General features: G+C 37.2%; 16 protein-coding genes and 4 tRNA genes. 3 read left to right on the forward strand and 17 right to left on the reverse strand.

All coding sequences use genetic code 11. From position 1 onward, the window contains the following. Positions 1-6: 6 nt before the first annotated feature. The 16 genes from pstB to ACK3CR_RS22165 all read right to left on the reverse strand — a co-directional run bounded on the left by pstB (position 7) and on the right by ACK3CR_RS22165 (position 18,693). Complete coding sequence (gene pstB, locus ACK3CR_RS22090) at positions 7-828, reverse strand: phosphate ABC transporter ATP-binding protein PstB (protein ID WP_061801992.1); 822 nt, start codon at positions 826-828, stop codon at positions 7-9. A 19-nt stretch (positions 829-847) separates the two neighbouring features. Then, positions 848-1,735 carry a phosphate ABC transporter permease PstA gene (gene pstA, locus ACK3CR_RS22095; protein ID WP_243517656.1) on the reverse strand — a complete coding sequence of 296 codons (888 nt, stop codon included), beginning with the start codon at positions 1,733-1,735 and terminating at the stop codon, positions 848-850. Further along, positions 1,735-2,652 (reverse strand): phosphate ABC transporter permease subunit PstC, encoded by a 918-nt coding sequence (gene pstC, locus ACK3CR_RS22100; RefSeq protein WP_040056800.1) that lies wholly within the window; start codon positions 2,650-2,652, stop codon positions 1,735-1,737. Before pstC ends, pstA begins: the two co-directional genes overlap by 1 nt. Before the next feature lie 100 nt (positions 2,653-2,752). After that, a complete protein-coding gene (locus ACK3CR_RS22105; protein ID WP_019391476.1) occupies positions 2,753-3,670 on the reverse strand; it encodes a phosphate ABC transporter substrate-binding protein in 918 nt (305 codons plus the stop codon). A 221-nt stretch (positions 3,671-3,891) separates the two neighbouring features. Beyond that, positions 3,892-5,922 (reverse strand): peptidoglycan D,D-transpeptidase FtsI family protein, encoded by a 2,031-nt coding sequence (locus ACK3CR_RS22110; RefSeq protein ID WP_410914532.1) that lies wholly within the window; start codon positions 5,920-5,922, stop codon positions 3,892-3,894. A 127-nt stretch (positions 5,923-6,049) separates the two neighbouring features. Then, positions 6,050-8,167, reverse strand: coding sequence for a peptidoglycan D,D-transpeptidase FtsI family protein (locus ACK3CR_RS22115; protein ID WP_410914531.1), 2,118 nt, complete (start codon positions 8,165-8,167; stop codon positions 6,050-6,052). Between the two features lie 123 nt (positions 8,168-8,290). Next, on the reverse strand, positions 8,291-10,420 hold the full coding sequence (locus ACK3CR_RS22120; RefSeq protein WP_410914530.1) for a peptidoglycan D,D-transpeptidase FtsI family protein: 2,130 nt from the start codon (positions 10,418-10,420) through the stop codon (positions 8,291-8,293). Between the two features lie 119 nt (positions 10,421-10,539). Continuing rightward, positions 10,540-11,829: an MFS transporter gene (locus ACK3CR_RS22125; protein WP_243517646.1), complete on the reverse strand. Its 1,290-nt coding sequence runs from the start codon at positions 11,827-11,829 to the stop codon at positions 10,540-10,542. Positions 11,830-11,981: 152 nt separating this feature from the next. Then, positions 11,982-12,587 (reverse strand): superoxide dismutase, encoded by a 606-nt coding sequence (sodA, locus tag ACK3CR_RS22130; RefSeq protein ID WP_243517644.1) that lies wholly within the window; start codon positions 12,585-12,587, stop codon positions 11,982-11,984. A gap of 208 nt (positions 12,588-12,795) precedes the next feature. Then, a tRNA-Ser gene (locus ACK3CR_RS22135) sits at positions 12,796-12,888 on the reverse strand. Positions 12,889-12,899: 11 nt separating this feature from the next. After that, positions 12,900-12,976: transfer RNA gene (locus ACK3CR_RS22140), tRNA-Ile, on the reverse strand. A gap of 24 nt (positions 12,977-13,000) precedes the next feature. Next, positions 13,001-13,074: transfer RNA gene (locus tag ACK3CR_RS22145), tRNA-Met, on the reverse strand. Positions 13,075-13,077: 3 nt separating this feature from the next. Beyond that, positions 13,078-13,152 (reverse strand) — tRNA-Asn (locus tag ACK3CR_RS22150). A 129-nt stretch (positions 13,153-13,281) separates the two neighbouring features. Further along, on the reverse strand, positions 13,282-14,916 hold the full coding sequence (locus tag ACK3CR_RS22155) for a Na/Pi cotransporter family protein (protein WP_243517642.1): 1,635 nt from the start codon (positions 14,914-14,916) through the stop codon (positions 13,282-13,284). A 499-nt stretch (positions 14,917-15,415) separates the two neighbouring features. After that, on the reverse strand, positions 15,416-17,068 hold the full coding sequence (locus ACK3CR_RS22160) for a Na/Pi cotransporter family protein (protein WP_243517640.1): 1,653 nt from the start codon (positions 17,066-17,068) through the stop codon (positions 15,416-15,418). A 434-nt stretch (positions 17,069-17,502) separates the two neighbouring features. After that, complete coding sequence (locus ACK3CR_RS22165) at positions 17,503-18,693, reverse strand: MFS transporter (protein WP_243517639.1); 1,191 nt, start codon at positions 18,691-18,693, stop codon at positions 17,503-17,505. A gap of 82 nt (positions 18,694-18,775) precedes the next feature. Here ACK3CR_RS22165 and ACK3CR_RS22170 point away from each other — a divergent pair, with 82 nt between their 5' ends. Both ACK3CR_RS22170 and ispG read left to right on the forward strand, forming a co-directional pair. Then, positions 18,776-19,099: a LysM peptidoglycan-binding domain-containing protein gene (locus ACK3CR_RS22170; protein ID WP_328122418.1), complete on the forward strand. Its 324-nt coding sequence runs from the start codon at positions 18,776-18,778 to the stop codon at positions 19,097-19,099. Between the two features lie 196 nt (positions 19,100-19,295). Then, on the forward strand, positions 19,296-20,414 hold the full coding sequence (gene ispG, locus ACK3CR_RS22175; protein WP_243517637.1) for a flavodoxin-dependent (E)-4-hydroxy-3-methylbut-2-enyl-diphosphate synthase: 1,119 nt from the start codon (positions 19,296-19,298) through the stop codon (positions 20,412-20,414). Positions 20,415-20,438: 24 nt separating this feature from the next. Here ispG and ACK3CR_RS22180 read toward each other — a convergent pair whose 3' ends face one another. Beyond that, entirely contained in the window at positions 20,439-21,008 is a 570-nt protein-coding gene (locus ACK3CR_RS22180; protein ID WP_243517636.1) for a 5' nucleotidase, NT5C type, read from the reverse strand. A 253-nt stretch (positions 21,009-21,261) separates the two neighbouring features. On the opposite strand from ACK3CR_RS22180, the gene ACK3CR_RS22185 reads away from it, so the two are divergent. Beyond that, the gene (locus ACK3CR_RS22185) at positions 21,262-21,633 is read left to right on the forward strand and encodes a DUF4190 domain-containing protein (RefSeq protein WP_061802004.1); all 372 of its coding nucleotides are present in this window, start codon (positions 21,262-21,264) and stop codon (positions 21,631-21,633) included. Positions 21,634-21,638: the final 5 nt, after the last annotated feature.

A 21,638-nucleotide genomic window follows, 5' to 3' on the forward strand; every position in this document is an offset into this window, starting at 1 on the left:
TCCTCCTTATCCAAAACGTCCAGAAATATATTCTTCCGTTTTCTTTACAGATGGATTTGTAAAGATTTTATCTGTTTCTGCATACTCTACTAAATCTCCATTTAAGAAAAAGGCAGTTTTATCAGAAATACGAGAAGCTTGCTGCATGTTATGAGTAACAATGACAATCGTATATTCTTTCTTCAAATTGACAATAAGCTCTTCAATCTTAGCATTTGAAATAGGATCAAGAGCTGAAGATGGTTCATCAAGCAAGAGAATTCTCGGTTTCATAGCAAGCGTACGGGCAATGCATAAGCGCTGTTGCTGTCCTCCTGAAAGAGATAGAGCTGACTCATGAAGACGATCTTTTACTTCATCCCATAGAGCTGCTTTACGTAAGCTTTCTTCTACAACGCTATCTAAATTTTTCTTCCCTTTTATACCGCTGTACTTTAAAGCATGTGTAATATTGTTATAAATAGATTTTGGAAACGGATTTGGCTTTTGAAATACCATCCCAATTTCTTTTCGTAAAGAAACAACATTAATATCTTTTCCTAAAATGTTAATGTCTTCATACATGATCTTTCCTTCGCTTCTAGCAATTGGAATCAGATCATTCATTCGGTTAACACTGCGGAGAAATGTGGATTTTCCACATCCTGAAGGACCAATGAGCGCTGTTACTTTATTTTTCTCAATTTCAAAAGAAATTCCTTTTACCGCTTGGTTCTGACCATAATAAATGCTTAAATCTTCAACAGATAACGACACATCTTTTTCTGCAATTCGTTCAGCTATACCTTCATTTTTATCTCTTTGTTTTAAGCTGGCGATATTGGCCATGTTGGAAACCCCCACTCTATTATTTTGAAGCTGTTAGTTTTTTATGAATAATGCTTCCAATGAAACGTGCTAATAAGTTGAACACAAGAACTGCCAATACAAGTACCGCTGAAGAACCATTCGCAATCTCGCTCACGTCAGGAATAAGTCCTTGTGTATTTACAGACCAAATGTGTACAGCTAATGTCTCAGCTGGACGGAAAATATTTAATGGTGATGTTTCAGAAAACGGATTAAGGTTTGCATAATCAAGACGCGGTGTTGAAAGCCCTGCAGTGAAAAGAAGCGCTGCTGCTTCCCCAAAGACACGTCCAGATGCTAAGATAGCTCCCGTTAAAATAGATGGGAATGCTGTTGGAAGTAGAACCGTTTTAATCGTATGCCAATGTGTAATTCCTAATGCAAGACTTGCTTCTTTTTGATCTCTTGGTACAGAGCGAATAGCATCTTCACTCACACGTACCATAACAGGTAAGTTAAATACAGTAAGAGCTAGAGCTCCACCAATAATCGTGTAGCCCCATCCTGTTAAGTTAACAAACATTAATAAACCAAACATTCCAATAACAATAGATGGAAGTGAAGCTAAAACTTCAATACAAGTACGAATAAAATCTGTTACTTTTCCTGGTTTTGCGTATTCAGCCATATAAATTCCGCCGCCAATTCCAAGCGGAACAGTAATAATCATTGTGATGACGAGAATATATAGAGAGTTAAAAAGCTGATCTCGTATTCCACCGCCCGCCATAACTGCACTTGATGGATTTGTTATAAAATCAAATGAAAGCTGTTTAAATCCGTTAACAATAATATAAGAAAATAATGCCACAAGCAGTGACACAATAATCCCTGCGATGACGATAAATACTCCTGTCGCAATTTTATCCCACTTCTTACTGTTCATTACATTTTCCTCCTAGCAGATAGATAGCGAATAACAAGAATGAAAGCAAATGACATAACCAAAAGGATAAGTCCCATTGACCATAGCGTATTATTTTCAATACTTCCGTATGTTGTATGTCCCATGTTAAGTGTAATAATCGTCGTTAATGTTGCTGACGGGTCTAGAAGCGTTTCTGGAAGATTTCTTGTATTTCCGATTACCATCTGAACTGCTAATGCTTCTCCAAATGCACGAGCCATCCCAAGAACGATTGCTGTTAAAAGAGATGGAAGAGCTGCAGGAATTAATACTTTTCGAATCGTTTGCCAACGAGTAGCCCCAAGCGCATAAGAGCCATCACGAAGACTTTTCGGTAATGAACTCATTGCATCTGTTGCAATAGTTGTAACCGTTGGAAGAATCATAATTGATAAAACAATTGTTCCTGTTAGTAAACTAAAGCCAATGCCTCCAAAATTCCCGCGGATATACGGAACAAGTATTGTAAGACCTATGAATCCATAAACAACGGACGGAATACCAACCAGTAGCTCAATAACTGGCTGTAAAATTTTTCGTCCCCATGAAGGTGCAATCTCCGTCATAAAAATAGCTCCTCCGATACCAAGTGGAGCTGCGATAATTGCCGATAAAAATGTTACGGCAAATGAGCCAAAAATAAACGGAACCGCGCCAAATTCTCCATTTTTTGGATTCCAATCTGTACTGGTTAAAAATTCAATTGGGCTTACACCATTTTTAATGAAGGATTGTAATCCCTTTACTGTTAGGAATATTGTAATTGCTACTGTTGCAGCAATCATGATTAATGCACAAATTCTTACCAACCATTTCCCACGCGTTTCATCCTTATGTTTATTTTTCTTTGAAGTGATGAGACGCTCCCTAGCTGTTAAACTCATTTTATTTTCCATTTTTAAAACACCCCTAATAACATCGCAATAGGGTAAATGCCTCCTTTTAGCACTTACCCTATTACTTTAAATAGTTTTCCTAAAGAGCCATGAAATGTTTTTATTTATCTGTCTGTTTACCTTCTGCGTCACGCTCAACTTTCATATCGATCGCTGGAATGTAACCTTGGTCTTTAAGAACAGATTTTTGGAATTCCTCACTCATCATGTAGTCTAAAAATTCTTTAGCTACACCATCAGCTTCGCCTTTAGTGTAAGAATGTTGATAAGCCCAGATTGGGAATTCACCTTTTTGAACATTCTCATCTGTTGCTTTAACACCATCAACTGAAAGTGGTGTTACTGTATCATCAGTGAAATATGAGAACGCTAGATATCCTACAGCACCTTCAGTTTCAGAGATAATCTTTTTAACTGTGTTTGAAGAATCTTCTGTTACGCCTTCTGCAGGTGTTTCACCATCTAAACCATATTTTACGAAAGTATCACGAGTACCAGAAGAATCTGGACGGTTTACAAGAACGATTTTTTGGTCTTTACCGCCAAGTTCTTTCCAGTTTTTAATTTCACCAGTAAATACTTTTTTAAGATCTTCTTTAGAAATATCTTTAATGCCTACTTCAGGGTTTACAGCAGCTGTCATACCAACAACGGCTACTTTATGGTCAACAAGCTCGTCTGCTGGAATACCTTCTTTTTCTTCTGCAAATACATCAGAGTTTCCAATGTCTACAGAGCCTTCAGAAACTTGGCTAAGTCCTGTACCAGAACCACCAGCTTGTACTTGTACGTCAACATCTGGGTTTTCGTTCATGAATTGTTCAGCAGCAGCAGCTACTAAAGGTTGCATTGCACTTGAACCAGAAACTGTGATTGATCCAGAAAGTTCTCCTGAACCTTCTCCTGAGCCACTATTTCCTTCACCGTCTTCTTTTGCACTGTTATTCCCACAGGCTGCAGCGATGATTACTACTAACGATAGCATCATCATAAATGTGAGACGCTTGAAGCTTTTCATTGGTAATTCCCCCTAAGAATATTCGTTGTTTTGTCCTACGAGTACTACAATAACGCTTAATTTTTAAATCAGTTTTAACCGAATGTAAAGGTTTTGTAAATGTTGCATATTTTTTGTAGATCTTTTCTCCCATTTATCTTTGTAAAATCGACAAAAAGGGAAGACAATCGCGCTTGAACGCTTTCGTCTTCCCTCTTTTAGACCTAATTTATTTTAAGTTATTATTGAGCATTTTCTTTATCTTCATTTTGTTCAAAATAAGCGTCAAGAATATCCATTCCAATATTTTTTGACATTGGATTATCTGAACTTATGGCATATGGCACAACAACGGCAAAGGCTACTTCAGGATTATCGTATGGAGCATAGCCAACAAGTGTAACATTATAGGTTTCTACATTTGGTCCTTCTCCTTCTGTGTAAAGAGACTGAGCTGTTCCTGTCTTACCAGCAGGGTTGTATAATTTACTTGCAAACTGTTTAGCTGTTCCAGTTGTCATTACGCTTCTAAAACCGCGTTGCACAATATCAATGTATTCATCTTTCATTGAAATACGGTTTAAAATCTCCGGTTCTGTAGCGTGTAAAACTTTCCCCCGCTTATCTTCTTCAATAGTTGCTTCCCGAATTTCTTTCACAAGCTGTGGACGAACACGGTAGCCGTCGTTTGCAATCGTTGAGACGTACTGGACAAGTTGTAACGGAGTATACGTATCATACTGGCCAATCGATAAGTCAAGCGCCAAACCTGGGTTGAACTCTGACCCTTTATAGCCTGTAAATTCATTTTGTAAATCCAATCCTGTTTCAACTCCTAAACCGAACTGGCCATAATAGTTACGAAGTTGTTCAAATGTTTTAGGACCGATTTGCAGTGAGCCGTTTCGAACATACTTAGTTCCAGCCATTTCAATAACTGTTTTGAACATATATACGTTTGATGACTTCGCAAGAGCTCCATTGATACCAAGAGTTCCTAGGTTATTGCTATATGACCCTTTCTTTGGCGTGCTTGCAATGTAAAGTGGTTCATCTAAAAACATGGTATTTGGAGTAATTGCTCCTGAATCAAGACCCGCTAGGATTGTTGCTCCTTTTACAGTTGATCCCATACCATATGAAGAAACAAGGTTCCCAAGTGCAAAATCTTTAATTTCTTCTTTTCCGTTTTCATTTTTTTCAAATCGCTTTCCACCCATTGCTAGAATATCACCTGTTTTTGGGTTCATCATAATCGCAAATGCTCGGTCAAGATATGGTTCACCTTGATACGTTTTTAAATTTCTTGTTAGCGATTCTTCAACTGCTTTTTGAAGCTCCATGTCAATTGTTAAAACAAGATCGCGTCCTCGCTCACCTTCTTGAATTGACTCTGTACCAATAATGTCACCCTCTTCGTTGTTAATATATTCAACACGCTCTTTTTCACCATTTAGCGTTTCTTCATAGCGAGCTTCAAGATAACTTTTTCCAACTCTATCACTTCTGCTATATTCTCGCACAAGAAAGTGATGAAGCTTCTCTTCTGGCAATCCTTCTCCTTCAGAGGTGATGTTTCCTAGAAGAGAACGCAAAAGGTCATCATAAACATAGCTTCTTTCCCAAAGGACTGTTGTATTAACACCTGGAAGATCTGCTAGGTTCTCACTAACACGGGCATACTCCTCTTTTGTAACACCTTCCCCTTTAATAACTTGAGGAGTTTGTTTATAACCGCCATCCATCGCAATTTTTATGGCAATAATCTCCTCATCTTCCTTAGAAAGTGAAGATAAATCTTTCTTTGTAATACGTTTGAGCTGAAGCTCATAAGCTTCTTTATCTGATAATTCTTTCTTTCCAATCTCTTCTTGTGTTACCTTCGCTTCTGCTTTCTTTTTATTCGTTAAAATCCAATAATCTTTTTTATCACGTTCCGTAACATCTTCGACTGGTTTATCAATCATTTTTGCTAGTTTTCTAGCTACTGAAAGTGTTTTTTCCGGATCGTCCTCAAATCGAGTATACGTAATAGCCTCAAGCGGAACGTTATCAACAATTGACCTGTAGCTGCTATCATAAATCTTTCCGCGAGGAACGGGGTTTTCAACAGACACGTCCTGCATTTCTTCCGCTTCGCGTTTGTACTCTTCTCCTCTTACAATTTGAACAAGTCCAAGCCTTAAAATAAGTACAGCAAAAAGAAAAAAGACAATACAAAACAATAAGTTGATTCTCGTTGAAAGTTGAGATTTTCTTCTCTTCTTTTTCATTCCTTCTCCCCCTGTAGAAATTCCTCAAAAAATAAAGGCACCTTTTTGCAAGGTGCCTCTACTTGTTGTCACATATAGTTTAATCCATTATTAGTAAAATTTCTACAAATTTAACTATTTTTCTAGTTTAATCTGCACTGCTTGGAGCTTGAACGCCGCCTTCTGCATTTAAGTTTTCTTCTTGGTCTTTTTCTCCTTGTTCTTTCTTTTCAAAGTAGGAGTCGAGGACGTCTTTTGCTATTCTTTGACTCATTTTCCCTACATCTTTGCCGTTTGCATATGGAACAACAACAGCAAAGGCTACTTCTGGATTGTCATATGGAGCATAACCAACTAACGTATGATTCTCTACTGAAGGTGGTTCAGTTCCTTTGGGTCTCTTTCCTTCTGTATAAAATGACTCAGCTGTTCCTGTTTTCCCAGCTGGATTATACGTGGCATTTCTAAATGTTGAGGCTGCTGTTCCTTTAGCACCTACCATAACGCGGCGGAAACCGTTTTGTACAACATCAATATATTCTTGTTTCATTGAAATACGATTTAGAATTTCCGGTTCTGATTCATAAAGAATCTTGCCTTCTTGATCCTCATCAACTGTTGATTCACGTACTTCTTTTAAAAGCTGTGGTCTAACACGATAACCATCATTTGCAATGGTTGATACATACTGAACAAGCTGCAGTGGTGTATATGTATCATACTGACCAATTCCTAAATCAAGCGCAAAACCTGGGCTATATTTTGAACCTTGATATCCTGTAAATTCATTTTGCAGGTCAAGTCCTGTTTCAACACCTAAGCCAAACTGTGCATAATAATTTCGTAGTTGGTCAAATGTTGATTGTGGAATATTAATAGAATGATCGTAAATATAGTTAGCATGGGCCATTCTCATTACCGTTTTGAACATATAGACGTTTGAGGACCTCTCTAATGCTGTCCCAATTCCTATTGGTCCCATGTTAGTATAAGAACTCTTTTCTTTTGTCCCTTTGATTTTAACAGGTTGGTCATTAATAATGGTTCCAGGTTCAATTGCCCCTGAATCTAAACCAGCTAAAATTGTCGCTCCTTTGACTGTTGATCCCATGTTATAAGAGGAAACAAGATTTCCAAGCGCATAGTCTGTTAACTCTTCTTTACCTGTTTCTTCATTCATTTGATAACGTTTCCCGCCTAGCGCTAAAATATCACCTGTACGTGGGTCCATTGCAATAGCAAAAGCACGATCCAAATACGGATTTGCACCATTATGTTGAGATTTAAGGTTCTTCGTTAAGCTTTCTTCAACAACTTTCTGCAGTTCCATATCAATTGTTAACACAAGATCACGACCGCGCTGACCTTCTTTAATTAACTCTGTATCTAATATATCGCCTGCACTATTATTAATATACTCCACTTGCTCTTTTTGACCGTGAAGAAGTTCTTCGTAGCGCGATTCAAGGTAGCTTTTGCCGACTTGATCATTACGGCCATAGTCACGGGTTAAATAATAATCTAATTGCTCTTTTGGTAATCCTTCGTCATCCCTTGTAATGTTGCCTATTAACGAGCGTAGTAAACCGTCATAAACATAGTTACGATTCCAGTATGTTGTAGTGTTTACTCCTGGAAGATCGGCTAAATTCTCACTAACGCGGGCATATTCTTTAGCTGTTACTCCTTCATTTTTAATATATTGAGGCGTCATTTTATAGCCGCTGTCCATCTCGCGTTTAATCGCAATAACTTCTTTTTCCCCGGCCGAAATCGTTCCTAACTCTTTTTTCGTAATGCGATCAAGCTGCAGGCTATAGATCTTTTTATCTGTCAGCTCTTTTTTCTCAATTTCACTTTGTGGCACTAATTTTTTCGCTTTGTTTGGATGAATTAAAATCCAATAATCTTTCATATCGCGATCCGTTACTTTGTCTGTTGGCTTGTCAATCCATTTTGCTAGCTTCTTCGCTACCTTTAGCGACTGCTCTGGATCGTTTTTAACACGCGTATATGTAATTGCATTAACTGGTTTGTTATCGACAATAGAGCGATGGTATCGATCATAAATTTTCCCACGCGGAGCGGGATTGCTTACTGTCGAATCTTGATCTGCTTCTGCTTCTCGTTTATATTCTTCTCCTTGAACAATTTGAACGAGACCAAGTCTCAAAATCAAAATGGCAAAAAGGAGAAAAACAACAAAAAACAGAAGATTAACGCGCATTGTAATGTGCGTTCTTTTTCTGCCTTTTTTTCTTTTCATATTTCCCTCTCCTTACTATATAAGACCAAAATAAAAGCACCTTTTAAAAAGGTGCTTTTATATTATATGACTATTATAATCCACTTTTGGTAAATTTTCTATAAAAAGAGGGGTTTTTCTATTTTACTCATCTCCGCTTGATGCTTCGGAGTCTTCACTGTCTACAGCTTGAACGCCGCCTGCTGCATTCAAGTTTTCTTGTTGATCTTTCTCGCCTTCTTCTTTTTTCTCAAAGTAAGCATCTAACGCATCTTTTGCAACTTGTTGACTCATTGTTCCAATATCGCTTGTCGTTCCATATGGTACAACAACCGCAAAGGCTACTTCAGGATTATCGTAAGGTGCATAACCAACAAGCGTATGGTTCTCTGTTTCAGGTGGCTCTGTACCTTCTGGGCGATCTCCTTCTGTATAGAATGACTGAGCTGTACCTGTTTTTCCTGCTGGATTGTATGCTGCATTTTTAAATGTCTTTGCAGCTGTACCAGATGTCATAACACGACGGAAACCATTTTGTACAACATCAATATACTCATCTTTCATAGAAATGCGGTTTAGAATTTCTGGTTCTGATTCATAAAGAATTTTCCCTTCTTTATCTTCATCAACTGTTGCTTCTCGCACTTCTTTTAAAAGCTGCGGCTTCACTCGATAACCGTCATTTGCAATTGTTGACACATATTGAACAAGCTGTAGCGGTGTATATGTGTCATACTGACCAATCCCTAAGTCAAGTGCAAAACCTGGATTATATTTTGTACCTTGATATCCTGTAAATTCATTTTGTAAATCAAGACCTGTTTCAGTCCCAAGACCAAATTGTGAATAGTAATTACGCAGTTGATCAAAAGTTGATTTTGGAATGTTAAGTGAACGTCCAGGCACGTAATTAGCGTCAGCCATAGCCATTACTGTTTTAAACATATAAACGTTTGATGACATCTCTAGAGCTGTTCCTATTCCAATTCGTCCCATATTTTTATAAGATTTTTTAAGAGGAGTTCCTTTAATTTTGATTGGTTCATCTACAAAAGTAGTTCCTGGTTGGATAGCTCCTGAGTCAAGACCTGCTAAAATTGTTGCTCCTTTAACAGTCGAACCCATATTATAAGAGGAAACAAGATTTCCAAGCGCATAGTCTGTTATCTCTTGAACACCTGTTTTCTCATTTTTCTCATAGCGCTTCCCAGCCATTGCTAGAATGTCACCATTACGTGGATCCATCATCATAACAAATGCACGGTCCATATATGGATTTCCACTATGATGAGCCTGAAGACGTTTTGTTAAACTCTCTTCGACTGCTTTTTGCAGTTCCATATCAATCGTTAATACAAGATCGCGGCCGCGTTGCCCTTCCTTGACTAACTCAGTATCTAATATGTCGCCTGCTTCATTATTAATATATTCTACTTGCTCTTTTTGACCGTTTAACAGTTCCTCGTAGCGAGATTCAAGATAGCTTTTCCCAACTTGATCGTTACGACTGTAGTCGCGCGTTAAGTAGTAGTCTAAGCGGTCTTTTGGAAGCCCTTCTTCATCGCTCGTAATATTTCCTAAAAGTGAGCGAAGCAGTCCATCATAAACATAGTTTCGTTTCCAGTATGTTGTTGTATTAACACCTGGAAGGTCAGCTAAATTCTCACTAACGCGAGCATATTCTGCATCTGTTACACCTTCATTTTTAATGTTTTGAGGCGTCATTTTATACCCGCTGTCCATTTCACGCTTGATTGCAATAACTTCCATCTCAGCATCTGAAATAGAGGCAAGATCTTTCTTTGTAATACGTTCAAGCTGAAGATCATAGACTTTATCATCAGCTAACTCTTTTTTCTTAATTTCGCTCTGTGGAACTAGATTTTTGGCTTTTTTCGGGTGAACCATAAGCCAATAATCTTTCATATCTCGTTCTGTTACTTTGTCTGTTGATTTATCAATAAGCTTTGCGAGCTTCTTCGCCACTTTAAGAGACTGTTCAGGGTCATTTTTAAAGCGCGTATACGTAATCGCATTAAGCGGCTTGTTATCAACAATTGAACGATGATACCGATCATAAATCTTGCCCCGGGGAGCTGGGTTACTCACTGTTGAATCCTGTGTTTCTTCTACTTCTCGTTTGTAATCTTCACCTTGGACAATTTGAACAAGACCAAGCCTTAAAATTAAAATTGCAAAAAGAAGAAAAACAACAAAAAACAGGAGGTTAAGTCGCAACGAAATGTGCGTTTTTTTTCTTCTCTTTTTCTTCATCCCTTCACCTTCAATCTCTCGCTATTCCACAAACAAATAAGACACCTATGGAAGGTGCCCTATTAACTGTCTAGTGTTATTTTAATGCAAATAAAGAAAGATTTCTACCGCCAAATTACTCATGCAGGTGACTCTCCATCACCTTCATTTAAAGTTTTTTTGGAAATTGAGGGTTCTTCTTCCTTTATTTTTTCTAAGGGCTTCAATGATACATGACGAACAAAAAAATAAATAGTTGCATGTCCAACGCCAATTATTGCTAAAAGAATTGGCACGCTTTGTTTTTCATCAAAAAAGGTGATGGCCCCGATAAATAAAAGAATTGAGATAATTCGTCCCATATTTAAAAACACATCCCGTACAACGATAAACTCAATTCGCTTTTCTTTAATTCCTTCGGCTCTTCCAATTACATCAAATGTAATCGACATATAAGGAACAAGTAAGAGCGGATATCCGATCGCAATGCAAACAGCATAGCATAACAATTTAACATAAGTTACTTTAAAAATAATTAAAAAGACAGAAGCATATAGCAAAAGTCCACCTGCTAAGATTGACTTGTATCGATGCTTCTTCTTTATAAATCGTGATGCTAAATAATAGCCCACAAAAGCGACGGCAGAATTAACAAGACCAAATGTTCCTAGTGCAAGTTCACTGTTTGTCGTAATAAAAACAAGAACAGAGATAATAAAAATAAAGGTTCCTTCTCGGATTCCTTGGAAAAGGTGTGCATATAAAATAAGACGCCAGTTTCGATTCTTTTTTCGTTCCGCAAGTACTTCTTTAAAGCGATAATTCCCTTCTGCTTCTCTCCTTTGAAGAAAAAAACTTAACACAACAGCGCTGAGGAATAAAAATAAAGAAGTAAAAAAGATAATTTTATATCCCGTCATTTTAATGAAAGACGAGATAATCAATCCTGCTACAATGGGACCAATCATTCCTGCGAACGAATTCAATATGCCCATAAATCCGTTAAAAAAATCTCTTGTTTCAGGTTCTGTAATCTCAAATGTTAATACATCAAAAGCAAGCCAGTAAAATCCATAGCCAATTCCAAGTAAAGCTCCTAAGAGTAAAAGGAGCGATGAAGCATTGTTTCCAACAAGTAAGACCGTAATATAAAAGACTGCTAAAAATGATACTCCTAGTCTTAAGACAATAACTCGATCCACTTTCTTAGCAAGCTTCCCTGCTACAACAAATGTCAAAGGATGAAAAATCACAATGGCTAAGTTGTAGAGAGCAAGATCCAAAAACTGCCCTGATTGCTTCCATAAATAGACGTTTACAAACGTATTGGATAATGATATTGCAAGTGAATAAAGAGCTCCAACCGTTAAAAGAAGCAAAAGATCTTTCGTAACTTCAACATCCCCAAACACTTTTTTCAAAACTGCCATACGTAAAACTCCTTTTCTCTTCTACCCCTAGTTTGGCAAAAGATAAAAGAGTTATACTACATAATGTAATTTTGAACAAAGGAATATAACTTCTCTAATAAAAAGGCTCAGAGACATGTTGTCTCCGAGCCTTTTTATTAGAAGCGTTTCTCTTATTTTGCTGCTTCGTAGCGTTTTGATACTTCGTCCCAGTTTACAACATTCCAGAATGCTGAAATGTAGTCTGGACGACGGTTTTGGTAGTTTAAGTAGTAAGCATGCTCCCAAACATCTAAGCCTAGGACAGGTGTTTTACCTTCCATAAGCGGTGAATCTTGGTTTGGAGTGCTTGTAATTGCAACTTCGCCGTTGTCTACAACAAGCCAAGCCCAACCAGAACCGAAGCGGCCTGCTGCAGCTGCTGCGAATTCTTCTTGGAATTTCTCGTAGCTTCCAAATTTTTTGTTGATTGCATCTGCTAATTCGCCAGTTGGCTCACCGCCACCTTCTGGTGAAAGGAGTGTCCAGAAAAGGCTATGGTTAGCATGTCCACCACCGTTGTTGCGTACAGCTGTACGAATGTTTTCAGGTACAGCGTCTAAGTTTGATACTAGTTCTTCAATGCTTTTAGCTTCAAGATCAGTACCTTTGATTGCATCGTTTAACTTAGTTACATATGTGTTGTGGTGTTTCGTATGGTGAATGTTCATTGTTTCCTTGTCGATATGTGGTTCAAGTGCGTCATACGCGTAAGGTAATTGTGGTAATTCATGTGCCATGAAAAATTCCTCCTTTAGAATATGTAAAATTTGTGGTAGCAAAAATTGCTCCGTTAGCTTTAGAATAGCAAATATACCCTATTGTTTCAATTAAAATGATTTTCTTCTTGCTGAAACAACGAGTTTATATTTACCTTTTACCCGATTTTTATACGATTAAACAAAAAAAGTTTTCTGCTTAGCAGAAAACTTGTTAATGTTATATGTATGGAGGAGGAAGGGGGATTCGAACCCCCGCGGGTTTTGACACCCCTGTCGGTTTTCAAGACCGATCCCTTCAGCCGGACTTGGGTATTCCTCCACCTGAAATTATGGTGGACCCTGCAGGACTCGAACCTGCGACCGGACGGTTATGAGCCGTCTGCTCTAACCAGCTGAGCTAAGGGTCCATTATGAATATTATAATAAAACAATAGCGGCGGAGGGGATCGAACCCCCGACCTCACGGGTATGAACCGTACGCTCTAGCCAGCTGAGCTACACCGCCAAATGGCTCCACAGGTAGGATTCGAACCTACGACCGATCGGTTAACAGCCGATAGCTCTACCACTGAGCTACTGTGGAACATTAAATAGGACAATATCTAATTTATCATCAAGACAAGCTTTTGTCAATCGTTTTCTAAGAAAAAAAATAAAGTTAAAGTTAAGGATGATAGCTTTCTATTTTCCATTCAACTCTCACCCTTAACAATTAAGAATTGTTTTGTTCTAAAATATGCTGAGATAGTTTTTCAGCATAGTCTCCAATTCGCTCCAAATTATTAATAATATCCACAAATAAGATACTAGCTGCTCCTGAACATTCTCCTTCATTCAAACGTAGAATATGCTTTTTGCGCAGTACCCTTTCCATTCGATCAATCCGATCTTCAATTTCAAGAACGCCGCGGGCGCTTTTTATGTTTTTACTTTCCAAAGCTTTTATTGTTTCAGAAAGGGCTTTTGAAGTACTTTGGAACATTTCTTCTAAATCTGAAGAAGCCTCATTTGTAAAAAAGACTTTATTAGCCAGTTGATAATCCACAAATTCCGTAATATTCTCACAATGAGCTCCTATTCTTTTTAAATAATGCACTTCTTCTTGGAGTCTAAAGTAATCTTCACTCTCAAGCGTTGATAAAGCATTCTCAGATAACAGGAGAAAATACGCTTTTATTTTCCTTTCCTTGCTTTCTAATATTTCCATTAGATTTGCGACTTCTTGAGCATGTATACGATCTCTCGTACTTAAATAGCTGTAAGCTTGTACAAAGTTTTTTAATAAAAGATGACTCATTTCAATAATTTCTTTTTGTACTTGACTCAAGGCAACTGTTGGGGCTTGCTCAATAAACTGTCTATCAAGATATCCCTGATTTTGAGTTGCAAAGGTATTTCTTTCTGGAAAAGCTTTTGTAACTAAATATACGAGTGCACCTACAAATGGGAGCCAAAGAAGTGAGTTAAAAATATTAAAGACAGCGTGAGCAACAGCAATTGTAATTGCTCCATTGAGGTGAAAAGAAACTTGAACAACAGATATAAATGCTGTAAAAACAGGAAGAAATGCTAAAAAAACAATCGTCCCTGACACATTTAATAAGACATGCGTTAAAGCTGCCCTTTTAGCAAGTACAGAGGCACTTAAAGAAGCTAAAACGACCGTCACTGTTGTCCCAATATTTGCACCAAATAAAACAGGGAGTGCCGCTGTTAAGCTAATAGAATCCTGCTTATACAACTCTTGCAAAACCCCAATTGAAACACTTGACTTTTGGACAACTGCAGTAAAAATTGTCCCCATACTTACTCCAAAAAAAGGATTGTTCCCCATATTTAAAATAAATTCTTGAAATATGTCTAACGAAACAATCTCTCTCATACCATCTCCCATAAGCTCTAAGCCTAGAAATAAAGCCCCAAATCCAAAAATAACTTGGCCTATATAATGAACTTTTTTACTGTAAAAAAATACAATAAGCATCGAGCCAACGGCTAGTGCAGGAAGAAAATAAGAGCTAAAATTGATACCAATAATGAAAGCTGTTAGCGTTGTACCAATGTTTGCTCCCATTATAACGCCAATAGCTTGTCTTAATGTCATAAATCTTGCACTTACTAAACCAAGCACAATAATAATCATTCCAGAACTGCTTTGAACAAGAATTGTTGAAATCATTCCGGCAAAAACACCGATAATAGGATTGCTCGTAAACGTATCAATAATTTTCCTGAGCCTCTCCCCTGTTGATTTCTGTAATCCTTCTCCTAAATATGTAATCGCAAATACAAAGAGGCCAAGACCTCCAATAAATTCAAAAATTTGCTTCTGGAGCGTTACATCCACCGCTTCCCCTCCTTTAGCATCATGATGCTTTCCCTTTGTTCTCCGATAGAAGGACTTATTTATAAGTATGGACGATAATATACTTAAAAGACAACAATATCTTTATGTTTTTATCTAATCCTTTCTTGTTTTGTTTTATTTAATAGCCTTTTGCTATAAAGGAGATAATACAAATATGGATTCGCAATAACATTAATTCGCCATTATAATAGTTATAAAGACGTTGTAAAATACTTATTCAACAATTGCTCTTCTATACCTTAAACATGGTTGAAGCTAGCACCACTCCTATATAATTGTTAATATCTATTGTTTTGCAAAAGTATTAAAAAAGACGTTTTCTCCTCCTATAAATTCCTTTTTAACATTTTAAGTATTGTGTTGCCAGAATATCACTCCTTCAAAACCTCTCCTTGCTTTAATAGATAAAGATAAATGTTAACATAAAGATAAAATAACCGTAGGCATAAATCTATGCCTACGGTTATTTTCATTCATACTAACTATAATTACGTACTTTATCTTCTCCTTCGCCTAAAACAGCTTCAGCAATGTTCACAGCGTGATCACCGATTCGTTCAAAATTACTAATGATATCTACAAAGACAATCCCTGCTGCACCTGAACATTTACGTTCATTCAAACGTAAGATATGTTTTTTCCGCAATGCTCGTTCCATAAGGTCAATCTTATGTTCCTTTTCTAACACTTCTCGGGCACTATTCAAGTCCTTATGTTCGAGAGCGTAGACTGCTTGTTTTACTGCCCTTAAAGTAAGAGAGAACATCTCTTCTAAATCTGCTGAAGCATCATCTGTAATTCTTACTTTATTTGCTAACTGATAATCAATAAGTTCATTGATATTCTCAAAATGGTCACCAATTCGTTCAATATCACGAACAGAATCTAGAAGCATAGAATGTTCTTCACTTTCTCCTGGTGACAGCGAACTCGCTGATAGCAAAACAAGATAATCCGTAATTTTCCGATCAAGATTATTAATCGCGTCTTCAATTTGAACAGCTATATCAAAATGTTTTCTTTGCTTTGTTTTCATATACTGTCCAGTTTCTTCTACGCCCGTTGTGGCAAACTGCCCCATTCGAACAACTTCTTCCTTAGCTTGTCCGAGAGCAATTGATGGCGACTGTTCAATGAAGACAGGGTCAAGATGACGTGGATTGTAGTCAATCGTTGTATCTTTGCCAGGAATTACTTTCGTTACAATATATGCTAAAACACCTACAAATGGAAGCTGAATAAGCGTATTCGTTAAATTAAAAGTACCATGTGCAAAAGCAAGCGTCATTGGTTTATTCAACGAGAAGGCTTCTTGCAGAAAGCCAACAAACTGAGTAAAGAAAGGTAAAATAATTAAGAAGATCGTTGTTCCAATAACATTGAATAAAACATGTGTAAGAGCAGCCCTTCTTGCTGCAATTGAAGCACCTAAAGATGCTAATACTGCTGTAATCGTTGTACCAATATTGTCACCAAATAATACAGGAAGGGCTGCTTTTAAATCAATTGCATTTTGTCCGTATAGTTCCTGTAAAATTCCAATTGTAGCACTCGAACTTTGCACAATAACAGTGAAAAGTGTCCCAACAACTACACCTAAAATAGGATTATCACTCATGCTTACTGTTAACTCTTGAAAAGATTCTAGAGAACGTAGAGGCTTCATTGCCCCTCCCATTAATTCAAGACCAAAGAATAAAGCACCAAATCCAAAGAAGATTTGCCCAATATTATTAACTCGTTTTTTATTAAAGAAAAAGATGAGAACAGATCCAATTGCAAGTATCGGTAATGCATAAGCACCTACGTCAATTCCAATAATGAAGGCTGTTACGGTTGTTCCGATATTTGCCCCCATAATAACTCCAATAGCTTGCCTTAATGTCATAAAACCAGCGCTAACAAGTCCTACAGTAATAACCGTTGTCCCAGAACTACTTTGTATTAATATTGTCACTAGCATCCCTGCTAGTACACCCATTATAGGATTTGTTGTAAACTTATCTAGAATATCACGAAGCTTATCTCCTGCTGATTTTTGTAAGCCATCACCCATAGACTTAATACCAAATAAGAAAATCCCAAGTCCGCCAATAAATTCGAATATTAATGTTTGGATATCTAATTCCACATCTTCAACCCCTTCAAGCTTTTTATCTCTATTTTTTTCGACATTTTTTTCGAAACCCACAAATAGTTTTAACGTAAAAAAAATACTATGTAAACAGAACTCATTTAACATTTACAATAACTTAACATTACATTTACATGGGGTTATTATTTAGTTTACAAATTGGTAAATAAGGTTATTACCCCCTATTTTTTAAATAAGAAAGAAAGCTCTATTTTTTAAATTTTCGATTCATCACGAAGAATCGTCACTATAGTCTGGTATATAATCAATTCGTTGAATTACCGAATTTTACACTTATTTAAATGCTAATAAATCACCTATTTCCTTCCGAACTTTTAAGCTCTACTTAATATTACACACCCTCTCATTTAACGCGTAGCAACAAACAGACTCTAAAGCTTTTGTTATTACTGAACATTTATAATAAATCTTTATTGATATGAAGGGGCATGAATTCGTGTACGCAAGCCTAACCAAACAGCAGCAATAATTGTTAACATTAAAGAGTTATAAAACATTAATTCAACATCCTTCATCCAGTTTTCAAAGATGATTGGCCCAAGTGCTACCCCAATGAACCGTACCATCCCATATATCGAAACGATGAATCCTCTCTCTTCCTCTCTTACTGATGAAGTCACAAGCATATTAATACATGGAAGCAAAAATCCTAATCCGCCAAGAGCTACTGTTAAACAAAACATTAAAAAAGGGAGTGAATGAAAAAAGACCATGATAAAAAACATGGAAATTAAGAAAGTAACACCGATTACTACTAACTTTTTCATCATCATCTTATTCTCCTTAATTCTTTTCCCTGTCCAATAAGAAGTAATTGTCATCGCTCCTAGTGGAATGGCAAAAGATGTTCCTTTGAAAAAACCATCCATCCCATACTTTTCTTCAATAAGAAAGGAAAGATAGTAAAGAGAGCCGAATAATAAGAAGAGACAAAGACCGCCTAAAAAAAACATTGGATACAGCCAGCGCTGTTCTCGTTTTAAAACTTTCCCAAGCTTCTTAATATAAGTTGAAAAAGAGACCGTGCTTTTCTGTTTTTCTTCTTTCACATATCTTGCAACCCCTATAAGAGGAATAATAGCTACTAGTGGAAAAAGAAAAAAAAGCGCATACCAAGCGATAAGAGCAATTACAGCCCCAATAATAGGAGCAATTACTTTTCCAATACCATTATATACTTCCAATATACCTAGCACTTTTGCTCTTCTGTCACCACTGAACAAATCACCCGCTAATGCCATTGCTAAAGGCGTAGTACCTGCCGCTCCCACTCCTTGGATGATGCGCCCAACAGTAAGCAAGGAGTAGCTATATTGAGATCCTACAATTTCACTAACTCCTGCGATCAAACTTCCAAGTATCACTAATATAAGCGATAGAACAATGAGCTTTCTTCTTCCATATCGGTCGGAAAGGATTCCTACAAAAGGAATAGCAAGCGCAGCTGGCAATGAAAACGCACTTAAAATAAAGCTTGTTTGCGTATCATTTAAGTTAAGATTTTGCTGAATTTCAGGGAGGATTGGAATTAAAGAAGAATTCCCAAGAACCATTATAAAAGGAAGGAGTCCAAGCATCACAGTAATTTTTTGATCATTCATTTCTTTTCCTTCTTTCTCATCATGATGATGGTTTTTCTAACATAAGTTAAAAAGAGTATGTACAAAAGGCAAGGAGGAACATATGAAAAAACTAGGCGTACTTCTTATCGTATTATTTATCGGGTATGTTGCTTATTACGATATTAGTGTAGGAACGCTGAAAGCCTCTTCTCCACAAGCTGTTGAAACAGCAGCTGTTCAAAAATCAGAAAAACAAGATTATCAAACTGTTGTGGTCCAACAGGGCGATACTGTACTATCCATTATTAGTCAACTACAAAAGGAAGACTCCAATTTAAATATTGAGAAAATCAGCCAAGATTTTCGACGCTTAAACGATAATCTCTCACCTGAGAATATTCAAGTTGGAAAGAAGTATAAATTTCCAATTTACGGCTCCTCTTAGTATATTTCTTGTCAACTTCCCCTTTTCATTGCTAAAATATAAGAACAAAGTCACATTCCTTAGTAGTATTTCCATTCACGGAAGAAAGAAATGTATTCAACTTACTTTTACTACTAGTTATTTTTTCAATAACACGTTATTCTTATTAAGGAATAATGTTTGAAATGTGAACTTTACTAAAAGGAGATGTTAACACGTGAGTGAAATCATACATCGCACGAAGACTCGCCCTGTTAAAGTCGGTCATTTGACAATCGGTGGTAGCGATGAAGTAATAATTCAAAGTATGACAACAACTAAAACCCACGATGTCGAGGCAACAGTGGCAGAGATTAAACGTTTGGAAGAGGCAGGCTGCCAAGTTGTTCGTGTAGCATGTCCAGACGAACGTGCGGCAAATGCTATTAGCGAAATTAAAAAGCGTATCAACATTCCTCTTGTTGTAGACATTCACTTCGACTATAGATTAGCTCTTAAAGCCATTGAAGGTGGAGCAGATAAAATCCGAATTAACCCAGGTAACATCGGGCGTCGTGAGAAAGTAGAAGCAGTTGTAAAAGCGGCAAAAGAACGTGGAGTTCCAATTCGAATTGGCGTTAACGCTGGCTCTCTTGAAAAACGTATTTTAGATAAGTACGGCTACCCTACTGCAGATGGAATGGTTGAAAGTGCACTTCATCATATTCAAATCTTAGAAGACCTTGATTTCCATGATATTATCGTGTCTATGAAAGCGTCAGACGTTAACTTAGCAATTGAAGCATATGAAAAAGCAGCAAAAGCTTTTGACTATCCTCTACATCTAGGTATTACAGAGTCAGGTACGCTGTTTGCTGGAACGGTAAAAAGTGCTGCTGGACTTGGCGCTATTCTTTCAAAAGGGATTGGAAACACGCTTCGTATCTCACTAAGTGCTGATCCTGTTGAAGAAGTCAAAGTAGCTCGTGAGCTTCTAAAATCATTTGGTCTTGCTGCAAATGCTGCAACATTAATTTCTTGTCCTACATGTGGACGAATTGAAATTGATCTTATCAGCATTGCAAATGAAGTTGAAGAATATATTTCTACAATTAAAGCACCGATTAAGGTTGCTGTACTTGGTTGTGCTGTAAATGGACCTGGTGAAGCGCGTGAAGCAGACATCGGAATTGCTGGTGCACGTGGTGAAGGTCTTTTATTCCGTAAAGGAAAAACAGTGCGTAAAGTTCCTGAAGAAACAATGGTTGAAGAACTGAAAAAAGAAATCGACAAAATTGCTGAAGAGCATTACGCAAAAGAAAAAGCAGCAAAACAAGAAGAAGAAGCAAACGTATAAAAAAAGCGCCAAACGGCGCTTTTTTTATTTTCCAAACCACTTATCAATAAGTTCCTTTGCTTCATGCCATGTTGTTACACGATGAACATTTTGAGGAACAGGCAACCTATTATATGGTGTATCAAACAAAATAACAGGAATTCCACATTCCTCACTTATTTCACATGCATTATCATGCTTATCTTCAAAAAAGACATCTACCTCATATTTTTTAGCTGTTTCCACTTTTTCATGTGACCCAATTAAATCAATGTGATGAAAATGTACTCCATTCTCATCAAACCACCCTTTTGTTACGTCAAGTAGCTTATCATGTCGTGCACTTATGTAAAAAAGTTCGTAGTCCTCTTTCCATTCCGCTAAAATGTCTTTTGCATATGGAGCTAATGGAGCATTTTTATAAATGTCTCGTTCATTCTCTTCAAACCATTGGCCAAGCTCTTCCCTACTTACATTTACAAATGGAACCAAATCGTATTCTTTAATATCATCAATTGTTAACGTAAGCTGAAATGCTTCGTTTAAGTACGGTATAAATGTTTCTGGTGATGTTACAGTTCCGTCAATATCAATCCCAAATCGCTTTTTCCTCACGTTTTATCACTCCTTATGTACAGTGTAGCATACAAGCTATAGTCCCAAAAATGGAAAAGTTTAATTCCTATAATTACGAGCATTTGCTCCATACTATGAGTAATCAGCTTTATGCTGATAAGACAAATACTTCGTTGAGATAATGAAGAATATGTCTTACTTATGGGAGGCTCTCCATCTCTTATAAGTTCATCCATCAAGCTTTATTACACGTTATCTTGAGCATTCAAGATTACAGAAAGCGGGGATTGCAATGGAGAAAGACCAATATCGAAAAGATTTAGATACACCGTATAAAGACCGAGAATATGAAGAACCCTTCATGGAAGAAACAGCAGCAGAATTAGGCGGAGATGTTCGTAATGAACGATATATTGAGCAAAAACGTACTGATAGAAGTCAAGATCGTAGCAACCAAAATGGTCGTGAAGGAATTGGCTATGGACGTTTAGGGCTTATCCTTTCTGTTCTTTCGTTTTTCTTCCTTCCGGTTATCCTTAGTATCGCAGGGATTGTGTTAGGGTTTATCGCTCGTCGTAAAGGTGCAAGGGGCGCTGGTACATGGGCCATTGGAGTCGGAATTGTTTCCCTCCTTATTGCCATGTTTATCCTCCCATTTTTTTAACAAAC

It is taken from the genome of Priestia sp. TRM10, assembly GCF_057808375.1.

Excerpts from the sequence above, each read along its gene's own strand:
- ACK3CR_RS22120 (WP_410914530.1), bottom strand. The coding sequence starts at position 10,420 with ATGAAGAAAAAGAGAAGAAAAAAAACGCACATTTCGTTGCGACTTAAC.
- pstA (WP_243517656.1), bottom strand. The coding sequence starts at position 1,735 with ATGAACAGTAAGAAGTGGGATAAAATTGCGACAGGAGTATTTATCGTC.
- pstB (WP_061801992.1), bottom strand. The coding sequence starts at position 828 with ATGGCCAATATCGCCAGCTTAAAACAAAGAGATAAAAATGAAGGTATA.
- ACK3CR_RS22110 (WP_410914532.1), bottom strand. The coding sequence starts at position 5,922 with ATGAAAAAGAAGAGAAGAAAATCTCAACTTTCAACGAGAATCAACTTA.
- ACK3CR_RS22170 (WP_328122418.1), top strand. The coding sequence starts at position 18,776 with ATGAAAAAACTAGGCGTACTTCTTATCGTATTATTTATCGGGTATGTT.
- ACK3CR_RS22115 (WP_410914531.1), bottom strand. The coding sequence starts at position 8,167 with ATGAAAAGAAAAAAAGGCAGAAAAAGAACGCACATTACAATGCGCGTT.
- ACK3CR_RS22125 (WP_243517646.1), bottom strand. The coding sequence starts at position 11,829 with ATGGCAGTTTTGAAAAAAGTGTTTGGGGATGTTGAAGTTACGAAAGAT.
- sodA (WP_243517644.1), bottom strand. The coding sequence starts at position 12,587 with ATGGCACATGAATTACCACAATTACCTTACGCGTATGACGCACTTGAA.
- pstC (WP_040056800.1), bottom strand. The coding sequence starts at position 2,652 with ATGGAAAATAAAATGAGTTTAACAGCTAGGGAGCGTCTCATCACTTCA.
- ACK3CR_RS22165 (WP_243517639.1), bottom strand. The coding sequence starts at position 18,693 with ATGAATGATCAAAAAATTACTGTGATGCTTGGACTCCTTCCTTTTATA.
- ACK3CR_RS22185 (WP_061802004.1), top strand. The coding sequence starts at position 21,262 with ATGGAGAAAGACCAATATCGAAAAGATTTAGATACACCGTATAAAGAC.
- ACK3CR_RS22105 (WP_019391476.1), bottom strand. The coding sequence starts at position 3,670 with ATGAAAAGCTTCAAGCGTCTCACATTTATGATGATGCTATCGTTAGTA.